The organism is Marinobacter albus, assembly GCF_030238305.1.
Taxonomy (GTDB): Bacteria; Pseudomonadota; Gammaproteobacteria; order Pseudomonadales; family Oleiphilaceae; genus Marinobacter; species Marinobacter albus.
Map to the genome: position 1 here is coordinate 1,066,576 of NZ_JASSQD010000001.1, position 16,939 is coordinate 1,083,514.

Here is a 16,939-nt window from a genome sequence, read left to right on the forward strand (position 1 = left end):
TCAAAGTGACTTCATGGTCTTGGCTATACTGAGAGTTCTGGTAAACCATCCTCAGCTGCTATATCCCGGAGTTTTCCGATGTCCCATCCCCGCTCAATACAACAACAAACCCTGCTGGAACAACTTTCTGAGGCGCTGCAGACTCAGAGCAAGGCGCCAGACGATTCCACGGATCTCAAGGAACTGGTTGCCCGGATGATGGAGGAGTCCCGGTCCTGGGACGACGATTTGCATGCCCGGCTCGTGGCGGCGCACGGCGAGGTCGCTGGCGGTCGGCAGGCTCAGATGTTCAGTGGCGGTTTCCCGGCAGCCTACCGGGCGCGTTTCCCGGTATCAGAAGCCATTGGCGACATCGGTCAGATTCAGTCTATTGCGGTGGCATCCGATGTGCCCATGCGATTTTACGAGCGCGAGGAGTCGGACCGCCTGACGATGAGCTTCAAGCTCTACAGCCAGGGCGACCCGGTTGTGCTCTCCGACGTGATTCCCATACTTGAGAATCTGGGAATGCGGGTCCTGGGAGAGCATCCCTACCGCATACAACGCCGGGACGGAGAGCAATTCGGGATCAGCGATTTTACCGTGGAGTGTCACCCGCGCTGCAGGAATGCGGACCTCGACGCGGTCACCCCCCTGTTGCAGGAGGCTTTCCGTGAAATCTGGAACGGCTTCGCAGAGAACGACGATTTCAACCAGCTGATCATGGCTGCAGGCCTGGGTTGGCGTGAGGTGGCACTGATTCGGGCCTACTCGCGCTACATCAAGCAGCTCCGGTTCGGCTTCAGCCAACCCTTCATTGCCGATACCCTGGCTCGCCACCTGGACATCACCACCCTGCTGGTGCGGTTCTTCAACGTCCGGTTTGAACCGGGGGCGATCTCACCAGAGAACCGGGACGCGGCCGCCGGGCGCATCGAAAGTGACATCCTCAGCGCCCTGGAAGCAGTGGCGAACCTGGACGACGACCGGATCCTCAGGCGCTTCTATGTGCTGATACGGGCAACACTCAGAACCAACTTCTTCCAGCGTCAGGCAGGCGATCAGTTCAAGAGCTATCTCTCGTTCAAGCTGGATCCATCCTCCATTCCGGACATTCCCAAGCCGCGTCCGAAGTTTGAAATCTTTGTCTACTCACCGCGGGTGGAAGGGGTTCATCTCAGGGCGGGACCGGTTGCGCGTGGTGGTTTGCGCTGGTCCGATCGGATTGAGGATTACCGTACCGAAATCCTCGGCCTGGTAAAGGCCCAGCAAGTGAAGAATTCGGTGATCGTACCAGTGGGCGCCAAGGGGGGCTTTATCGTCAAGCAGCCTCCGACAGATGGCTCCCGGGAGGCGCTTCGGGAAGAGGGCGTTGCCTGCTACCAGATCTTCATCTGCGGGCTGCTGGATCTGACGGATAACCTCGAAGCAGGGGTGGTGGTTCCTCCGGTTGATGTGGTTCGCCACGACGACGATGACACCTACCTGGTGGTTGCGGCGGACAAAGGCACCGCGACCTTCTCGGATATCGCCAACCGACTGGCCGAAGACTATGGTTTCTGGCTGGGCGATGCCTTCGCCTCCGGCGGCAGCGAAGGCTATGACCACAAGAAGATGGGCATCACGGCGCGGGGCGCCTGGGAGTCCGTCAAGCGTCACTTCCTGGAGCAGGGGCTTGATACCCAGGCCGAGGAATTTACCGTCGTTGGCATCGGCGACATGGCGGGCGATGTGTTCGGCAACGGCATGCTGTTGTCGGAGCAGATCCGGCTCGTGGGCGCGTTCAACCACCAGCACATCTTCATTGACCCAGCGCCGGATGCAGCCGCCTCCTATGCCGAACGCAAGCGTCTGTTCGACTTGCCAGGGTCGACCTGGGCCGATTACAACACCGAGCTGATCAGCGAGGGCGGCGGTGTCTTCCCCCGGTCCATGAAGTCCATCCCGATCTCAGCCGGAATGCGGGCCGCACTCGGAATCGAGGCGGCCCGGCTTGCACCCAGTGAACTGATCAGTGCGTTGCTGGCGGCACCTGTCGATATGCTTTGGAACGGAGGTATTGGCACGTACGTCAAGGCCCGGCACGAATCGAACGAACAGGTGGGCGATAAATCCAACGATGCCGTCCGGATCAACGCCGACCAGTTACGGTGCCGGGTTCTGGGCGAGGGCGGCAATCTTGGCGTCACTCAACTCGGGCGGGTGGCTTTTGCCCGAACCGGCGGTTCTGCCAACAGCGATTTCATTGATAACGCCGGCGGGGTCGACTGCTCGGACCACGAGGTGAATATCAAGATCCTTCTGAACGAATTGGTGCATCAGGAACGCCTGACGTTGGCCGAACGCAACCGGTTGCTCAGGGCGATGACACCGGAGGTTGCCGAGCTTGTTCTTGCCAACAATTACCGGCAGGCCATGGCCCTGAGCCTGGCCCAGAGTGGTCTGGTGTCCTCCATGGAAGAGATCGAACGCCTGATGCGGCGCCTGGAGGCCGAAGGGAAACTCGACAGGGCGCTGGAGTTTCTGCCCGATGACGACGAGCTTCAGGCCCGCCGCGAGCGGGGCGCCGGTCTGACCCGGCCGGAGCTTTCTGTCCTGGTGTCCTATGCCAAGATTGAACTGAAACAGGCCCTGGCCCAGGCGAAGATCGTTCATGACCCTCGGTTTGTCGAGGCCCTGCATTCCGCTTTTCCGGTGTCGCTCCTGAACGCCTTTCCCGAGGCCATCGACGCCCACCCGTTGCGCGCGGAAATTGCTGCCACGCAGATTGCCAACGATATCGTCAATCGCATGGGAGTTACCTGGGTAGACCGGATGCGCCATGCGACCGGTGCGACCGTTGGCGATATCGCGTCAGCCTACCTGATCTCTCTCCGGATCCATGACGTAGACGCCCAGTGGAAGGCAATCGAAAACCTGGACGGGAAGGTCAGCGCCCGGGGGCAGGCGGAGTTGTTTGGCGATGTGATTCGTCTCGTGACCCGCAGTTCCAGCTGGTTGCTGCACAATTACCGGACCGATCTTGATCCCGGAAGTTGCGAGGAGCGTTACAAGGGTCCACTTTGTGAGGTGGTGGCATCGACTCGACATCTGGCGACGGTGATCCCTGAAAGTCGCTGGCAGGAGCGCTATGATGATTATAAGGGGCAAGGTGTCCCTGAGGCGTTGGCAGCCTGGTGCGCTTCCGCAGAAAGCCGCTACTGGCTGATGGACATGATCGAGATCTCCCGTCGCCTGGGCCAGAAACTCGAGTCGGTGGCCTGGGTTTACTTCCGGTTGGGTGAGAGCCTTAACCTGACCTGGCTGGACCGGCAGATGCGTGCCTTTCGGGCGATTGGTCACTGGCAGGTGTTGGCGACCATTCACTATCGGGACGAGCTTGATCAACAGCTCAGGAACCTGACCTCCAGTGTGTTCGCCGCCCGTCCGGAAAGTGGGGCCGACGACGCGTCTCCGGAGCAATTGCTCGAGACGTGGCGTCATGACAAACAGCCGTTGCTGAGCCGCTGGAAACGAATGCTTGGCGACATGCAGGCAGGCAATGAAGTTGACTGCGCCGTGTTCTCGGTCGCTCATGGCGTACTCAGGGAATTGGCGTTGAAAGCCTGATAATGGATTGTCTAGGTCATATTGACTAAACGATCGTTAATTAAGAGAAAATAATAAAAATTTAACGAATCAAAAAAGACTTATCGGCTTGTCTGTATTGTTTTTATAGACAAATAGTCTTTGTTGATCTGGGTAAAATGCCGGAGAGACAAACAACTAAGAGGGTTCAACTATGAGACCGCAGCAATCAGAGACTCCCGCTCTTGTCGACAGCCGGCAGGCCATTCGTGACTATTACCTCGCTGATGAGCACAAGGTCGTTCATGAGATGATTGCTGGTGCTCAGTTGTCCCAGACCGAGCGTGAGGCCATTTCGGCCCGTGCGGCCGACCTGGTGCGGAGTGTCCGCAAGAATGCCAAGCCGACCATCATGGAGAAGTTCCTGGCCGAGTATGGCCTGACCACAAAGGAAGGCGTGGCCCTCATGTGCCTCGCCGAGGCCCTGCTGCGGGTGCCGGACAGCATGACAATCAACGATCTGATCGAAGACAAGATCACCTCTGGTGCCTGGGGTACCCACCTCGGTAAGGCGTCGTCCCAGTTGATTAACACCGCGACCGTCGCCTTGCTGATGACCAGCAACCTGCTGAAGGAATCCGATCGCAACAGTATTGGCGACACCCTGCGGAAGCTGCTCAAGCGTTTCGGTGAGCCGGTCATCCGGACCGTGGCCGGTCAGGCGATGAAAGAAATGGGGCGTCAGTTCGTGTTGGGTCGCGACATCGACGAAGCCCAGGACGAAGCCAGGGAGTACATGGACAAGGGTTACACCTACTCCTACGACATGCTTGGCGAAGCCGCTCGCACCGACGATGATGCCAAGCGCTATTTTGATGCTTACTCTACCGCCATCGACAGCATTGCCAAGGCGTGCAAGGGCGATGTGCGCAAGAACCCGGGCATCTCCGTAAAACTCTCCGCCCTGTTGGCCCGGTACGAATACGGCAACAAGGAGCGGGTGATGAACGAGCTGCTCCCCCGTGCCCGTAAGCTGGTCAAGAAGGCGGCGGCTGCCAACATGGGCTTCAATATCGACGCCGAGGAACAGGACCGGCTGGACCTGTCACTGGATGTGATTGAAGAACTGGTTGCCGATCCTGAGCTGGCCGGCTGGGATGGTTTCGGGGTGGTGGTCCAGGCCTATGGCAAACGCTCGTCCTATGCCCTGGACTGGCTCTACGGCCTGGCCAAGAAACACGACCGTCGTTTCATGGTGCGTCTGGTGAAGGGCGCCTACTGGGACGCGGAAATCAAACGCGCCCAGGTGATGGGCCTCAATGGCTTTCCTGTCTTTACCCGCAAGGCGTGCAGTGATGTGTCCTTTGTTTCCTGCGCGACCAAACTGATCAATATGACGGACCGGATCTACCCGCAGTTCGCCACCCACAACGCCCACTCGGTCTCCAGTATCCTCGAGCTGGCGAAATCCAAGGGCGTGGACAACTACGAGTTCCAGCGTCTGCACGGCATGGGTGAATCCCTGCACAGCGAGGTTCTGAAGGCCAGTGGCGTGCCCTGCCGGATCTACGCTCCGGTCGGTCCGCACAAGGACCTGTTGGCCTATCTGGTTCGCCGTCTGCTTGAGAATGGGGCGAACAGTTCGTTCGTGAACCAGATTGTGGACAAGAGCATCACACCGGAGGAGATCGCCAAGGATCCAATCGATTCGGTCAAGGAAATGGGCGACAACATCTCCAGCAAGGCCATTGTGCATCCCTACAAGTTGTTCGGTGACCAGCGCCGTAACTCCAAGGGCTGGGACATCACCGACCCGGTGACCGTGGCAGAAATCGATGCCGGCCGTAACGCCTTCCGCGACCATCGCTGGAAGGGCGGCCCGCTGATCGCCGGTGACGTCGCCGGTACGGAAGTCCAGGTCGTGCGCAACCCGGCTGATCCCGAGGATCTGGTGGGGCACGTGACCCAGGCTTCGGACGCGGATGTGGATACGGCGATCGCGGCTGCCCGGGAAGGCTTCAAGAGCTGGTCCACGAAATCAGCGGAGGAGCGTGCAGCGTGCGTTCGCAAGGTAGGCGACCTGTACGAAGAGCACGCCTACGAGCTGTTTGCCCTGACCACCCGCGAGGCCGGCAAGTCCCTGTTGGACGCCATCGCCGAGATTCGCGAGGCGGTGGACTTCTCCCAGTACTACGCTAACGAGAGCCTGCGCTACAAGGATGCCGGCGACGCCCGGGGCGTGATGTGTTGTATCTCGCCCTGGAACTTCCCGCTGGCCATCTTTACCGGCCAGATTCTGGCGAATCTGGCAGCGGGCAACACTGTATTGGCCAAGCCGGCCGAACAGACGTCTCTCCTGGCCATTCGGGCCGTCGAGCTGATGTACGAGGCCGGCATTCCGAAAGATGCCATCCAGTTGCTGCCCGGAACGGGTGCGACGGTTGGCGCGGCACTGACCTCCGATTCGCGGGTAACCGGCGTCTGCTTCACCGGCTCCACGGCCACGGCCCAGCGGATCAACAAGGTGATGAGCGAGAACATGGCACCGGATGCGCCGCTGGTGGCGGAAACCGGCGGCCTGAACGCGATGATTGTGGACTCCACGGCCCTGCCCGAGCAGGTGGTCCGTGATGTGCTGGCGTCGTCTTTCCAGAGTGCGGGCCAGCGCTGTTCGGCCTTGCGCATGCTTTACGTGCAGAAGGACATTGCCGACAACCTGCTGGAGATGCTCTACGGAGCCATGGAAGAGTTGGGTATCGGTGACCCCTGGTTGCTCTCGACCGATGTGGGACCGGTCATCGACGAAACCGCTCGCAAGAAGATTGTCGACCATTGCGACAAGTTTGAGCGCGATGGCAAGCTGCTGAAAAAGCTTCCGATTCCTGACAAGGGCCTGTTTGTCTCGCCGGCTGTTCTGAAGGTGTCCGGCATCGAAGAGATGGAGGAAGAAATTTTCGGGCCGGTGCTGCACGTCGCGACGTTCGAGGCCAAGGACCTCGACAAGGTGGTGGATCAGGTCAATGCCAAAGGCTACGGCCTGACCTTCGGCGTCCACAGCCGGGTTGACCGTCGGGTAGAACGGATCTCGCGTCGGATCAAGGTTGGTAACACCTACGTTAACCGGAACCAGATCGGCGCTATTGTCGGTTCACAACCGTTCGGTGGCGAAGGCCTCTCCGGTACCGGACCGAAAGCGGGCGGTCCGCAGTATGTTCGCCGCTTCATGAAGGGCGAAACCGTTGAGGTCCCGGCCCCTTCCGGTGGCAAGAAGATTGACGCCAGGAAGCTGCAGAGCCTGATTGGCAAGCTGGATTCGCTCACGTCACCGAAACCGGACCAGCGCATGTCGGCCCTGACGCCGATCTTTGGTGACGTCCCGGCGCCCCTGGACGCCCACTCCGAGGAGCTGCCAGGGCCGACCGGCGAGCTGAACCGCCTTTCCAACCACGCCCGCGGTGTGGTGCTGTGCCTCGGCCCTGACCGGGTGACAGCGCTGGAACAGGCTGGTACCGCTCTGTCACAGGGTAACAAGGTGGTTGTGATTGCGCCGGATGTTGAAGGCAAAGTCGGTGAAGCGGCCAAGGCCGGGCTTCCGATTGTCGGCATCAACGGCCAGCTGGAGCCCGAGGCCCTGGCGACCGCCAACGGTTTCGAAGCCGTGGTCAGTTGTGCCGAGCCGGAGCTGCTGCGTAGCTACCGTCTGGCCCTGGCCAAGCGTGATGGTGCACTGCTGCCGCTGATCACCGAGCACAAGCTCGACCAGCGCTTCGTGATTGAGCGTCACCTGTGTGTCGACACTACCGCGGCGGGCGGCAACGCGAGCCTGATCGCAGCCTCCGAGTAACGGTCAGCCCGGCATCATTTCCCGATGCCGGGTGCTCCGTCCCGGAGTCGGCGGTTGAAGATCATACGCCGGGCTTCTGCGTCTGCCACATCCACCGGATAAAAGCTGACGGAGGCGCCCGGTCCCCTCTGGGCCAGTTGGCCCGCGCCCAACGCACTCAGTGAGCCGATCTTCGGATATCCACCAATGGTCTGGCGGTCTTTCATCAATACGATGGGCTGGCCATCCGCGGGAATCTGGATGGCGCCGTAGGCGATGCCTTCGGAAATGATGCCGTCCAGATCGCATTGAATCGCCGCGCCTGCGAGGCGATACCCCATCCGGTCGATATTCTGGCTAACCTCATACTCCCTGGAGAAAAAACGGGTTCGCTCCGAGCGCGGGAAGTGCGGGTACTGATAGCCCGGGATTACACCCAGCCGAAGCGGCTTTCGGTAGTCCGGAATTTCACTGTAGGGCACACTGGCCCTCGGTGTTTTCCGCGGGGTTCCCAGCGGAATACGGTCGCCAGTCTGAAGTTTGGAACCCTGCCCATCCAGTCCCCCGAGTTTTTCACGGCTCACCGTGGCGCAGCTGCCCAGTTTGAGTGGCGGTCTTAAACCACCGCTGACGGCCAGGTAGGCGCGCAATCCGGACACCGGCATGCTGAAGTCTATCCGGTCCCCCTGTTTGATTTCGTAGGTTTGCCAGGGCTGAACGCCCTGGTTGTTGATGCGTGCGCCCAGATCGGCCCCGGTGATCGCGATGCTGGTATCTGAATGGGCGAGCAGGCTCAATCGGCCGAAGGTGATTTCCAGCTGGGCGGCGCTGAGCGGGTTGTTCAGCAGCCGGTTGGCCCAGAGAAACGCGTGTTCGTCCATGGGGCCACCGGTGGTGACGCCAATGTGTTGGTAGCCGAGCCGGCCAATGTCCTGAATCAGCGTCAGCATGCCTGGATTGAGGACTTCAAAGCTCATCAAGCTGGCCTCCGAGGCTAACGAATTCGTCTCGGGCAATGGACCGGAATTTTACCCGGTCACCGATCTGGGCCAGGGCCAGTGACTCGCTGTCCCAATCGATCATCTTGCTGGGGGTGCGCCCGACGATCTGCCAGCCGCCCGGCGTGGCGCTCGGGTAGATGGCGGTTTGGGTCCCGGCGATACCCACGCTGCCGACCGGCACTTTGAGCCGGGGGGTGGATTTGCGCGGTATGGCGATACGCGGGTCGGTGCTGCCGAGAAAGGCAAAACCGGGACTGAAGCCGATGGCGTACACCCGATAGGTCTGCTCACTGTGAATGCGAATGACCTCCTCGGCAGACAAGCCAGAGAACTCGCAGACGTCCTCCATATCGAGCGCGACTTCCGGGCCGTAGTACACCGGCAGTTCCAGGGTCTGGGACGAGAGCTCGTCCTGCGCCGCAACCGGTGTTTGCTTCAGGGCCTTTCGCAGGCGGGAGCGAATATCAAATCGATCAATACGCTCAAGGTCGTAACAGACCAGGACCGAGGTGTAGGAGGGCACCAGATCGGTGATGACGTCGGACAGGGTTGCGCGGATGATATCGGTAGCCTGCTTGACCAGTCCTGCCGTTTCATCGCAGATCCGGTCGCCAAAATAGACGATGCAGGTGCTTTCGTTGACCGGCTCGATTCTCATAGCGACTCAACAAGCTGTCGCATATGGCGGGCCGCATCCACCGCATGGTAACTGTCGCCATGAATGCAGATGGTGTCGGCCTGGATCGGGATACGCTTGCCGGACATGGAGGTAACGCAGCCCTCGGTGATGATCTGGGTGACCTGCTGTTCGATGGCTTCGGTGGTGTCATGGACTGCCCCGCGAACCGAGCGCTTCACCAGTCGGCCTTCGTCGTTGTAGGCCCGATCCGAGAACGCCTCAAACCACACCTCAATGCCGTATTCCCGGGCGCGATCCCGCACCTGGTCCGCCTCCGGCGTTGCCATTACCACCAGCGGGCAGTGGGGCGCATAGTCCCGGACGGCCGCCATCACCACCGACAGAGTGGTGTGATCCACCATCATCTTGTTGTAGAGCGCGCCATGGGGTTTGACGTATTGGATGGCCGTGCCGCGGGTGCGGCAGATGCCGTCCAGCGCCGCCATCTGGTAGACCAGAATGGCTTTGAGTTCGTCCGGCCGGCACTCCAGTTCGCGCCGGCCAAACCCCAGCAGATCCGGGTAACCCGGATGCGCGCCGATGGTTACGTTTTCGGCGATGGCCATTTTTACCGTATGGTCCATGGTCAGAGGATCCGACGCGTGGAAGCCACAGGCAATGTTGGCCATGTCGATGAAGGGCATAACTTCGGCGTCCATGCCCTTGGTCCAGCTGCCGAAGCTTTCGCCCATGTCACAGTTGAGTTTCATTGGATACCTCCAAATACTTACTGGCCGCGGCCTAGCCCTGACTCATGGTCCTGGGCAGGTAGGTGACGATTTCCGGAAACCAGCCAATCAGGCACAGTGCCGCTATGATCAGCAGGAAGAACGGCAGTGCCGCGCGGGCCACATACAGAATGTCCTTGCCGGTCAGGGCCTGGATTACGAACAGGTTGAAGCCGACCGGTGGGGTGATCTGGGCCATTTCCACAACCAGAACGATAAAGATGCCGAACCAGAGCAGATCGATACCGGCCTGTTGCACCATGGGCATAACCACCGCCACCGTGAGAACAACCACGGAGATGCCATCCAGGAAGCAGCCCAGAAGCACGAACAGGGCGGTCAGGCACACCAGCAGTTCAAAGGAGGACAGCGACATGCTGCCGATCCATTCCGCCAGTTCGCGCGGGATGCCGAGAAAGCCCATGGACAGGGTCAGGAAGTGCGCGCCAACCAGAATCAGACCAATCATGCACGAACTCTTGACCGCACCCAGCAGACTCTCTTTGAAGCTCGAGAGGTTAAGCGAACCGGTGACTGCGGCCAGCAGCAAGGCACCAAAGACGCCCAGTGCGGCGGCCTCGGTTGGGGTGGCATACCCGGTGTAGATGGAACCGAGCACAAACACGATCAGGCCCACAATCGGTAGCAGCATCCGCAAGGCTTTGAGTTTCGCCGTCAGCGAAATGTGCTCCTTCTTGTGCTTCGGCATCTCATTCCTGTTGAGGGTTGCCCATATCATCGTGTAGCCCATGAACATGGCAACCAGCATAAGACCGGGCAGGGCACCGGCGATGAACAGGCGGCCAATGGAGACTTCGGCCGCCACGCCGTACACAATCAGAATAATCGAAGGTGGAATCAGCAAGCCGAGGGTGCCGGAACCGGCGAGGGTGCCCACGGCCATGCGGTCGCTGTAACCCTGGGCCTTCAGCTCCGGCAGGGTCATCCGGCCGATGGTGGCTGCCGTGGCCGCAGATGAGCCGGATACGGCGGCAAAGATCCCGCAGCTGAGAATGTTTACGTGCAGCAGTTTGCCGGGCAGGCCGCCCATCCAGGGCGACAGACCCTTGAACAAATCTTCGGAGAGCCGGGTCCGGAACAGAACCTCACCCATCCAGATAAACATGGGCAGTGCGGTGAGTGACCAGCCGGTACTGGCACCCCAGCTTGAGGTCGCAAACAGCAGACCGATCTGGTCGTTGCCGGAAAGCAGCAAGCCGAGAACGCCAATGCCAACCAGGGTCAGGGATACCCAGACTCCAAGCGTGAGCATCAGGAGCATGGAGACTGCCAGAACGATGGAAAGAAACGTCGTATCCATCAGATCTCCTCCAGGTTGATGTCGTTCTCATGCTGCTGATAGGACGGCGTCTGCTTGCTCAGAACCGCAATCAGGTCGTCCAGCATCGCAACGGCCAGGGCCGTCATGCCCAGCCCCACGGGAATCTGCGGAATCCAGATCGGGATGGGGATGTAGCCGTGGGAGACTTCCTCAAAAATGTAGGACTCATACACCATATGCCAGCAGTAGAACGTCATGTAGCAGGCAAGCCCGAAGCCGAAGATAAGAACGACCAGCTCCTGGATATACCGCGCCCGAGGAGGCCACTTCTGAATGACCAGCGAGACCCGAATATGCCCGCCCTCGTGAAAGGTGTAGGCGAGTCCGAAAAAGGTGGAGGCGGCGAGTGCATACCCTGACACGTTTTCCGCAGACGGAATGATAAAGCCGAAAATTCTGCCAACGATCTGCATCAGGATGACCACCATGATCAGGGCAATGCAGAAGCCAGCCGCGTAGCCGGATGCCAGATAAAACTTGTCGCGAAGAGAACTCATTAAGAATGCCTCCCAAGGCTGAACTGCCCCCCGGGGTTCCCGGGGGGAGAACGTCTTGTGAATGGAGCGTTAACGGTAGGCCTTAAGAATGGTGCCAACTTCTTGAGGAGCCTCTGCTTCCCACTCCTGGATCATGATGTCGCCGATCTTCTGGAGTTCGCTCATCAGTTCCTCGGACGGCTCGGACACGGTGATGCCGTGTTCCGCCAGGGTGGCCGTGTCCTCGGCAGCGGTTACACGAACCCCTTCCCAGCCCTTGGCCTCGGCAGCTGCGGCGGCGTCAAGGATGACCTGGCGCTGTTCGTCGCTCAGTCGGCGAAACGCGCGCTTGTTAGCTACCACGACGTTTTTCGGAATCCAGGCCTTGATGTCGGTGTAATGGGACAGATAGTCCCAGGCCTGGCCATTCGCGCCAGTGGAGGGCGACGTGATCATGGCGTCGATGATGCCGGTGCTGAAAGCCTGCGGGATTTCCGGCACCTGCACGGTAGTCGGCGTGGTGTTCATCAGGTCGGCAAGGCGTGAGGTCGATGGGCTGTAGGCACGCATCTTCAGGCCTTCGAGATCGCTGAGGGAGTTGACCGGAGCCTTGGTATACAGGCTCTGGGCCGGCCAGGGCACGGAATACAGCAACACCATCCCTTCCTTGTCGAGTTGCTTCTCGACTTCCGGTCTGGCGGCTTCCCAGAGTCTCTTGGCATCGTCGAAGTTGGTCGCCAGGAACGGGATATTGTCGTGCTTGAAGACCGGATGGGTGTTGCCCATGATGCCGATGAAGATCTCACCCAGCTGGACCTGACCGGTTCGGACGGCGCGCGGGATTTCCGGATGCTTGACCAGTGACGCCCCGGAATGGACCGTCACGTCGATGTCACCATCGGTGCCGGTCTTTATGTCTTCGGCAAACTGGTAGGCAATCTTGGTGGGCAGGTTGGCATCGCCATAGGGTGTTGGCATATGCCATTGATCAGCGTTGACCGCTGAGGTGAAGAGTGCCCCTGTCAGTAGGGTACCGGTGGCAATTTGCTTGAACATTGTGTTTCTCCCGTGCTTTCGTTTTTGTTGCTTAGGTTGTCAACAGGCGGCTGTCAGAGCACCGCCAACTCTTCGTTCAGCCGCTCGGTGAGCAGCATTTTCCCCGGAACGTGAGTAATCGCGATTGGGGGGCGAGCATTCTCCAGGGCAATTTGTGGGGTGACTCCGCACGCCCAGAACAGTGGCAGTTCGTCGCTTCTGATGGTGACCGGATCGCCAAAATCCGGCGCGTTGAGGTCACCAATTCCGATCAATGACGGATCGCCTATGTGAACGGGGGCGCCGTGGGCCTTGGGCAGCCGCGTGGTGACCTGAATCGCCCGGATGGCGTCGGCACCACTGAACGGTCGCATCGAGACCACCATGTTGCCGCGGAACCGACCCGCTGGTCGGGTCGCAATGTTCGAGCGGTACATGGACACGTTGCTGCGCTGTTCGACATTTCGGATCGACAGGCCGGCGCGGATCAGCGCGTCCTCGAAGGAAAACGAGCAACCCAGTACAAACGTGACAAAGTCGCCCTGCCACAGATCCCGGATGTCGCTGGCGGTTTCGGTCCGCTCACCACTGCGAAAGACTTGGTATTCCGGGATGTCCGTGCGGATATCCAGGTCATGACCGAGTTCCGGCAAAGCCGGATTGCCCGGTTCGGATACGCCAATCAGGGGCAGGGCAACCGGGTTGTTCTGGCAATACATGAGGAAATCCGCCGCCCAGTCGGCCGGCAGAATGACAACATTGCCCTGGACCAGGCTGTGCGCCATACCGCTGGTTGTGCCGGTGTGCTCTCCGGAACGGATGCGTGCTCGCAGCGGGGCGGCCTGATCAAGCAGGCCATTCTTGAATTCCGAATATTCACCAGTGTGCATGACGGGAACCCCTGATTGTGTTTGTTTTGCACTTGTATTAGAGAGTATTCCGTCCACTGAAAATGTCTAATTATGGTTTTTTACGTCCTGCGATAAGTTTTCGTGATCACCTTGTTGGGCGTAGTCCCGTGAAATACCCACCGCCAGGTTGGCGGCCAGTTCCGCTACCGGGTTGAAGGGCACCGCCGGATAGGAGGCGGTAAACTCCAGTTGGGACGGGGTCCAGGCTGCCTCCAGTTGCACCAGTCGACCACTTTTCAGGCCATCGGAAATCACGCTCATCGGGAGGGCGGATACACCAATTCCGTCCAACGCCAGTCGACGGCAGGCCGCCAGTGAACTGGAAGAATAGAAGCGGGCCGGAAGATCGTCGAGTTCGCTGAACTTCTGGCTAATTTCTGCGAAAGGCTTGGTGTTCCTGGCGTAGGTGATGATTGGCCACTGGGCAAGCTCTTCCAGTTTTAGCACCCGATCAGGCAGGTCCAGCTCCGGGCTGGCCACCCAGATCAGGGGGAAACTGCACAAATCCCGGTTTTCCACCCTGGGCTCGGATACCGGGCCCATCAGAAAGGCCAGGTCGAGGCTTCGGTCCATCAGACCGGTCCGAAGGTTGCCGGTAACGTCGACCGTGATTTCCACATCCAGGTTGGGCACGGTTTCATGCAGGACCCGGAAAAAATGCGGCAGCCATGAGTGCACTATGGTCTCGGACACGCCCAGGCGCAGAATGCCCGACAACAAGGCGACCCGGTCTGCGCGCTTGCGCAACTGCTCGGACATGAAAACGATCTTTTCGGCGTAGGGCAGGAGCTCCTGACCCTTGGTGGTGAGCATGGTCCGGCCGGATTCCCGTTCAAACAGTTTGACCCCCAGCTCTTCTTCCAGGGCGGCAATTCGGGTGGAAATTGCTGGCTGTGTGGTGCACTGGCGCTCGGCAGCCTTTCGGAAGCTGCCCAGTGTGGCGACCCAGATAAAGGTTTCCAGTCGTTTAAAATTCATCGGTTCTCTGTGTGCTGTGAAGGGATGACAAAGGTTTGACCCTCCAGTCAGCTGGACCGGGTCTGACTAAAGCATAGCGCAGTAAGTGACGGGGGGAATCATGGCGGCCGCACAGGGGCGGCCGCGGGGGGAAAGGCCGGCCATGGGCCGGCCCGCGAAATCAGACGGCGTCTTTGTACAGGGAACGCACCGGCTTGGCGAACACCTGTCGAACCATGGGTTCAAAGTAGGATAGCGGCAGGGTTTCGCCCTCCGGATCAAACGCGGGCGAGTCGTATTTGCTGACAAACTCGATGGTGCGCATGAAGTGTGGGTGGTCCTTGTAGTTGTTCCGCAAGTTGCGGTCCATGCCCAGGTAATGGAAGAAGTAGTAGCCCTGGAAAATCGCGTGGTGCTTGATCATCCAGTGGTTTGCCTCGCTGACGAACGGCTCCAGGAGCACGGCAGCGACGTCGGCATGATTGTAGGAGCCAAGCGTGTCTCCGATGTCGTGCAGGAGCGCGCAGACCACGTACTCGTCGTCCTTGCCGTCACGGTGGGCCAGTGTCGCTGTTTGCAGGCAGTGCGTCAGCCGGTCCACCGGAAAGCCGCCAAAGTCACCTTCCAGCAACATCAGGTGATCCATTATCCGGTCCGGCAGCCCCTTGGCGAAGTTGCCAAAGGAGCGGGCGATGGTCTGCCAGTCTTCGGCGGTGCCGTCTTTCATGTGGGTAAAGCTGGCCTTGGGCACAGTCACATCGTTCATCGGTCAGGCTCCTTCAGTCACGGAATCCGGGGTCAACACGGTCGAGCTTTCGCAGCAGGCCCGGCCACGCGAGTTTGCCGCCCATGCCCCGGGTCACCTGTTCAGCCTGCTGCCGGATGGTATCCACAATGCCGCCGGGAATCGGCGTCGTTTCGCGGTTACCGGACAGGGCCTGGATCTGGACTTCGCAGGCGCGCTGGAGGATGTACATGCCCAGGAAAGCATCGGCGATGCTGCCGCCGGTGGTGAGCAGGCCGTGGTTGCGCAGGATCATGAAGTTGTTGCTGCCCAGGTCTTTCTGCAGCCTGGCTTTTTCGTCCTCCCGCAGGGCCACGCCTTCGTAATCGTGGTAGGCCAGGTTGGACAGCGGGAACAGACTCTGTTGGGACAGAGGCAGCAACCCGTCTTTCTGGGCCGAGACCGCGACGCCGGCGGTGGTGTGGGTATGCATCACGCAGGCTGCGTCCTCGCGTACCGCGTGAATGGCACTGTGAATCGTGAAGCCGGCCGGGTTGATGTCGAAATCCTCGGGGTTGATCTTGTTGCCCTCCTGGTCAATCCGCACCAGACTTGAGGCCGTGATTTCCTCGAACATCATGCCGTACGGATTGATCAGGAAGTGGTGTTCATCCCCGGGTATGCGGGCGGAGATGTGGGTGAAAATCAGGTCATCCCAGCCATAGAGCGCAATCAGCCGGTAGGCCGCGGCCAGATCGACACGGAGTTGCCACTCCTCGGCACTGACTTCGTCCTTTTTGGACGGAATTGCAATACGTTCAGACATCGTGATTCTCGCTCATCTTGTTGGCTTGTTGTTGGTGCGTTCCTGACTTCAGTGTAGGCAGTTGAGCGAGCACAAGACTGTCAAATCATTTACATTTGGGGTTTGTTGTTACAGGTAACCGGGTATGTCTGATCTGAAAACGGTATTGCAGGCCTGCCCCTTGCTGGCGGGATTGCCTGACGCCGGGTTTGCGGAAGCGGAAGCCCTGGCGCGCTGGCGTCACTTCCGGGCGGGGGAACCGATCTACGACAAGGGTTCGATGCAGTCGTCCCTGTGTGTGATTGCTGACGGAACCGTGCGCATCAGTTCGGTCAACTCGGAGGGTCGGGAAGCCACCCTGATCATCTTCGGCACGGCCGCCTGGTTTGGCGACACGGTGTTTTCCCCGGGCACACCACGGGTCTACGGTGCTACCGCGCACGACGACACAACCATCGTGGAAATGCCGGGTGAGGGCTTCCGCCAGTTGTTGGCGCGTTACCCCGAAGCCTATCCGGTAGCCCTGGATCTGGTCAGCCGTCGCCTGTGGTCGGCCATGTCGATTATCGCCGATGATGCATTGCGTGGCATTGAAGCCCGTATCGGCCGACGGTTGCTGTTCCTGGCGCAGATCCAGGGCCACGGCGAGACCCACCCCCGGCCGGTGACTTTCCGGCTTACCCGGGAACACATCGCCAACATGATGGGGATGACGCGGCAGGGTGTGCATCGGGTGATCAAGGCGTTCGAAAAGGAAGGCTTGCTGAAACTGGATTACGGCCGTATCACGGTGACTGACCCTGCGACCTTGCAGGCGTACCTCGACCACTTGCCTGACTGACGCCAGCGACGGGGTGGGGCTCACTTTCGTCGTTCCGGGCGAGCGAGCCCCTGCCTTGCCCAGTTCCGGCA

General features: G+C 59.9%; 13 protein-coding genes. 3 read left to right on the plus strand and 10 right to left on the minus strand.

Annotated elements, in window-relative coordinates; genetic code table 11:
• The first annotated feature begins 78 nt into the window (after positions 1–78).
• Together QQF73_RS05040 and putA are read left to right on the plus strand one after the other, a co-directional pair.
• On the plus strand, positions 79–3,588 hold the full coding sequence (locus tag QQF73_RS05040) for an NAD-glutamate dehydrogenase (protein ID WP_285367452.1): 3,510 nt from the start codon (positions 79–81) through the stop codon (positions 3,586–3,588).
• Between the two features lie 172 nt (positions 3,589–3,760).
• Complete coding sequence (gene putA, locus QQF73_RS05045; protein WP_285367453.1) at positions 3,761–7,390, plus strand: bifunctional proline dehydrogenase/L-glutamate gamma-semialdehyde dehydrogenase PutA; 3,630 nt, start codon at positions 3,761–3,763, stop codon at positions 7,388–7,390.
• Between the two features lie 14 nt (positions 7,391–7,404).
• Here the strand turns inward: putA and QQF73_RS05050 are convergent, their stop codons facing one another.
• The 10 genes from QQF73_RS05050 to QQF73_RS05095 form a co-directional block, all read right to left on the minus strand.
• On the minus strand, positions 7,405–8,346 hold the full coding sequence (locus QQF73_RS05050) for a 5-oxoprolinase subunit C family protein (RefSeq protein WP_285367454.1): 942 nt from the start codon (positions 8,344–8,346) through the stop codon (positions 7,405–7,407).
• Positions 8,336–9,028 (minus strand): 5-oxoprolinase subunit PxpB, encoded by a 693-nt coding sequence (pxpB, locus tag QQF73_RS05055; protein ID WP_285367455.1) that lies wholly within the window; start codon positions 9,026–9,028, stop codon positions 8,336–8,338. The genes QQF73_RS05050 and pxpB overlap by 11 nt, the downstream gene beginning before the upstream one ends.
• On the minus strand, positions 9,025–9,759 hold the full coding sequence (locus tag QQF73_RS05060) for a 5-oxoprolinase subunit PxpA (protein ID WP_285367456.1): 735 nt from the start codon (positions 9,757–9,759) through the stop codon (positions 9,025–9,027). The genes pxpB and QQF73_RS05060 overlap by 4 nt, the downstream gene beginning before the upstream one ends.
• Positions 9,760–9,790: 31 nt before the next feature.
• Positions 9,791–11,098 (minus strand): TRAP transporter large permease, encoded by a 1,308-nt coding sequence (locus QQF73_RS05065; protein ID WP_285367457.1) that lies wholly within the window; start codon positions 11,096–11,098, stop codon positions 9,791–9,793.
• Entirely contained in the window at positions 11,098–11,616 is a 519-nt protein-coding gene (locus QQF73_RS05070) for a TRAP transporter small permease (RefSeq protein ID WP_285367459.1), read from the minus strand. Before QQF73_RS05070 ends, QQF73_RS05065 begins: the two co-directional genes overlap by 1 nt.
• Positions 11,617–11,685: 69 nt before the next feature.
• The gene (locus QQF73_RS05075) at positions 11,686–12,651 is read right to left on the minus strand and encodes a TRAP transporter substrate-binding protein (RefSeq protein WP_285367460.1); all 966 of its coding nucleotides are present in this window, start codon (positions 12,649–12,651) and stop codon (positions 11,686–11,688) included.
• Positions 12,652–12,704: 53 nt separating this feature from the next.
• Complete coding sequence (locus tag QQF73_RS05080) at positions 12,705–13,520, minus strand: putative hydro-lyase (RefSeq protein ID WP_219866539.1); 816 nt, start codon at positions 13,518–13,520, stop codon at positions 12,705–12,707.
• A 66-nt stretch (positions 13,521–13,586) separates the two neighbouring features.
• On the minus strand, positions 13,587–14,519 hold the full coding sequence (locus tag QQF73_RS05085; protein WP_219866538.1) for a LysR family transcriptional regulator: 933 nt from the start codon (positions 14,517–14,519) through the stop codon (positions 13,587–13,589).
• 160 nt (positions 14,520–14,679) lie between these two features.
• A complete protein-coding gene (locus QQF73_RS05090; protein WP_219866537.1) occupies positions 14,680–15,264 on the minus strand; it encodes an HD domain-containing protein in 585 nt (194 codons plus the stop codon).
• A gap of 13 nt (positions 15,265–15,277) precedes the next feature.
• Positions 15,278–16,048: a class II aldolase/adducin family protein gene (locus tag QQF73_RS05095; RefSeq protein ID WP_285367462.1), complete on the minus strand. Its 771-nt coding sequence runs from the start codon at positions 16,046–16,048 to the stop codon at positions 15,278–15,280.
• A gap of 124 nt (positions 16,049–16,172) precedes the next feature.
• On the opposite strand from QQF73_RS05095, the gene QQF73_RS05100 reads away from it, so the two are divergent.
• Positions 16,173–16,868, plus strand: coding sequence for a Crp/Fnr family transcriptional regulator (locus QQF73_RS05100; RefSeq protein WP_285367464.1), 696 nt, complete (start codon positions 16,173–16,175; stop codon positions 16,866–16,868).
• Positions 16,869–16,939 lie beyond the last annotated feature (71 nt).

Excerpts from the sequence above, each read along its gene's own strand:
- QQF73_RS05040 (WP_285367452.1), top strand. The coding sequence starts at position 79 with ATGTCCCATCCCCGCTCAATACAACAACAAACCCTGCTGGAACAACTT.
- putA (WP_285367453.1), top strand. The coding sequence starts at position 3,761 with ATGAGACCGCAGCAATCAGAGACTCCCGCTCTTGTCGACAGCCGGCAG.
- QQF73_RS05050 (WP_285367454.1), bottom strand. The coding sequence starts at position 8,346 with ATGAGCTTTGAAGTCCTCAATCCAGGCATGCTGACGCTGATTCAGGAC.
- pxpB (WP_285367455.1), bottom strand. The coding sequence starts at position 9,028 with ATGAGAATCGAGCCGGTCAACGAAAGCACCTGCATCGTCTATTTTGGC.
- QQF73_RS05060 (WP_285367456.1), bottom strand. The coding sequence starts at position 9,759 with ATGAAACTCAACTGTGACATGGGCGAAAGCTTCGGCAGCTGGACCAAG.
- QQF73_RS05065 (WP_285367457.1), bottom strand. The coding sequence starts at position 11,098 with ATGGATACGACGTTTCTTTCCATCGTTCTGGCAGTCTCCATGCTCCTG.
- QQF73_RS05070 (WP_285367459.1), bottom strand. The coding sequence starts at position 11,616 with ATGAGTTCTCTTCGCGACAAGTTTTATCTGGCATCCGGCTACGCGGCT.
- QQF73_RS05075 (WP_285367460.1), bottom strand. The coding sequence starts at position 12,651 with ATGTTCAAGCAAATTGCCACCGGTACCCTACTGACAGGGGCACTCTTC.
- QQF73_RS05080 (WP_219866539.1), bottom strand. The coding sequence starts at position 13,520 with ATGCACACTGGTGAATATTCGGAATTCAAGAATGGCCTGCTTGATCAG.
- QQF73_RS05085 (WP_219866538.1), bottom strand. The coding sequence starts at position 14,519 with ATGAATTTTAAACGACTGGAAACCTTTATCTGGGTCGCCACACTGGGC.
- QQF73_RS05090 (WP_219866537.1), bottom strand. The coding sequence starts at position 15,264 with ATGAACGATGTGACTGTGCCCAAGGCCAGCTTTACCCACATGAAAGAC.
- QQF73_RS05095 (WP_285367462.1), bottom strand. The coding sequence starts at position 16,048 with ATGTCTGAACGTATTGCAATTCCGTCCAAAAAGGACGAAGTCAGTGCC.
- QQF73_RS05100 (WP_285367464.1), top strand. The coding sequence starts at position 16,173 with ATGTCTGATCTGAAAACGGTATTGCAGGCCTGCCCCTTGCTGGCGGGA.